Source organism: Pedobacter sp. 01N416 (assembly GCF_056399685.1).
This window is the reverse complement of sequence record NZ_JBFTRT010000748.1, coordinates 1-1,997: the sequence shown is the minus strand read 5'-3', so window position 1 is coordinate 1,997 and position 1,997 is coordinate 1. Positions and strand designations below refer to the sequence as shown.

General features: G+C 37.6%; 3 protein-coding genes. 1 reads left to right on the top strand and 2 read right to left on the bottom strand.

The window, feature by feature from the left end; all coding sequences use genetic code 11:
- The first annotated feature begins 137 nt into the window (after nucleotides 1-137).
- On the top strand, nucleotides 138-860 hold the full coding sequence (locus AC1DND_RS26650; protein ID WP_477585714.1) for an SDR family oxidoreductase: 723 nt from the start codon (nucleotides 138-140) through the stop codon (nucleotides 858-860).
- Between the two features lie 182 nt (nucleotides 861-1,042).
- Here AC1DND_RS26650 and AC1DND_RS26645 read toward each other — a convergent pair whose 3' ends face one another.
- Together AC1DND_RS26645 and AC1DND_RS26640 are read right to left on the bottom strand one after the other, a co-directional pair.
- A complete protein-coding gene (locus AC1DND_RS26645) occupies nucleotides 1,043-1,567 on the bottom strand; it encodes a hypothetical protein (RefSeq protein ID WP_477585712.1) in 525 nt (174 codons plus the stop codon).
- A gap of 127 nt (nucleotides 1,568-1,694) precedes the next feature.
- Nucleotides 1,695-1,997 (bottom strand): glycoside hydrolase family 11 protein (locus AC1DND_RS26640; protein ID WP_477585710.1); only part of this gene is annotated, 303 nt, incomplete at its 5' end.

Below are 1,997 nucleotides of genomic sequence, written 5' to 3'. Positions count from 1 at the left end.
GGCCAAAGAAAAAATCGGTTATAAAAATGCCGAAAAATTGTTGGGTTTATAATCTGCTTTTGTATGGAACAAGTTAAAAAACATAGAATTGAAAAAGATAAAAATTCTTTAAAACATTGAATATTAAACAAAAAACAATGAAATTATCAAACAATAAAATTTTAATCACTGGCGGAGCCACTGGCATCGGTTTGGGATTAACTGAAAGATTTATTCAGGAAAACAACCAGGTTATTATTTGTGGCAGAAGGAAAGAAGCGCTGCAAGAAGTGTCTGACAAATTCCCGGCAGTAATAACAAAGGTATGCGACTTATCAGAGGAATCCGGGCGAACGGAACTTTATCAATGGATTGCTGAACACCATAGTGATTTGAACGTATTGGTAAACAATGCTGGTATTCAAAACTGGATGGATATTTCAGACGAGCGCTTTTATGATAAAGCAAAAAATGAAATTCAAATAAATGTTTTAGCGCCGTTGCATTTAACTTCACTCTTTACCGAACTCAAATCACTGGATACGGTCATTAATGTAACCTCCGGCCTGGCATTTGCGCCCCTTACAAAGGTACCCGTTTATTGTGCTACAAAAGCTTTTTTCCACTCATTTACCATTTCATTGAGACATTTATTAAAATCAAAAAATATAGAGGTCATCGAATTGATCCCACCAGCCCTCAATACTGACCTGGGCGGCAAAGGCTTGCACAGCGAGCACCCTTCTGTTGAGGATTTTATTAATGCAATATTTCAACAACTAAAAGAAGGCAGGAATGAATTGACTTTTGGATATAGCGAAATGTTATCAAAAGCAACACCCGTTGAAATACAGGGAATGTTTAAAAGAATGAACCCATAAGCAAAGGTTGCAGGATGATAGGGATGTTGCAATGGAGCGAACCACTTATCAGCTTAGAAATTGGTATAACGGCAGAGCTTTTCCGCTTGATCCGAAAAAGGTGAGCAATTCGGTGAGCATATTAACGGTATGAATGCTCACCGATTATAGTTTGAGTAGTTGTTTAAATTATTAAACATCTTTTACCTATTTGCTGATTTTTTTTTTAACAGTTCTTCGTAAACCGGTCCCTCAGGTTTTTCCATACCATCAGAAATCTTTATTCCGGCTTTCTCAAACTCACTGATTAATCTTTTATCGAAATCAGCGATGTATGATGCAAATGATACAGAATCTTTTTGTTCAGGAATTGTTGCAAAAGGAACATGTGGTTCTTTAAACCTGTGCAACACCGCTTGAGTACTATCGTTGCCTTCCAAAAGAAGGGAGTCTCCGTAGTCTGTAATCTTAGCTACATAATCTTTGGTAAGGTATTTTAAGGAATCATTTTCTATTTTGTAAGGAAGCTTAAAGCGGCCAACTTTCTGATTATAGAAAACTACATATTGCGAATCAATATCAAATTCGCTATATCCATTCGCTTTGGAAAACCGATGCCATTTTCCGATCAGTGATTTTTTGTTTCCATCTGTATTTTTAAGATTTGGCGAATGGCAGGCGGGAAGGATAAAACTGAAAAATGCAAGGAAATAAAGTATGGATCTCATAATAACTAATTGTTAAATAATATTAAAAGCATTTTTAATCCAGGTATTGATCATAAAGTACCTGCAGTACATACTGCCCGGCTTATTGCCAGGCAGTAATGTGGTTGTGATGGGTTTAAACAAATGTTTACTGTGCGGCCCAAATGGTACAGTTAATATTGCCATTCGTATTAGAGCCCCATGTTTCCGCAACCATAATCGCAGGAATATTTAACTGACCAAGCGTATATCCGAAACTTTGCCACTTGTTATAGTGGTTGGCGAAAGTAATGACGCGATTTTGTCCGGTAGGAACCTTTGTAACCCTGGAGCTATAAATCTGCCTGAAACCGTCGCCACCGTCGATATTTTTACCTGTCATCCATCGGGTCCATACATTATAACCTGCACCATCGGTTTCAAATGTTCCCAGGTAAGTCCCGCTATGAGG

Coding starts and splice junctions, on each gene's coding strand:
- AC1DND_RS26650 (WP_477585714.1), top strand. CDS start 138: ATGAAATTATCAAACAATAAAATTTTAATCACTGGCGGAGCCACTGGC.
- AC1DND_RS26645 (WP_477585712.1), bottom strand. CDS start 1,567: ATGAGATCCATACTTTATTTCCTTGCATTTTTCAGTTTTATCCTTCCC.